Genomic DNA, 253 nt, shown 5'->3' with positions numbered 1-253 from the left:
AGAACTGAAACATCTAAGTACCCCGAGGAAAAGAAATCAACCGAGATTCCGAAAGTAGCGGCGAGCGAAATCGGATTAGCCCTTAAGCTGTAATGTAGTTAGTGGAACATTCTGGAAAGTTTGACGATACAGGGTGATAGTCCCGTACACGAAAACTTATTTACAGTGAAATCGAGTAGGTCGGAGCACGTGAAACTTTGACTGAATATGGGGGGACCATCCTCCAAGGCTAAATACTCCCAACTGACCGATA

1 rRNA gene is annotated in these 253 nt (G+C 44.7%); it reads left to right on the top strand.

Annotated features, from left to right (window positions below):
* A 23S ribosomal RNA gene (locus AN214_RS22105) occupies window positions 1–253 on the top strand; the annotation flags it as partial.

Source organism: Pseudoalteromonas sp. P1-9 (genome assembly GCF_001399975.1).
GTDB lineage: Bacteria > Pseudomonadota > Gammaproteobacteria > Enterobacterales > Alteromonadaceae > Pseudoalteromonas.
This window is presented reverse-complemented; position numbering and strand designations above follow the sequence as displayed.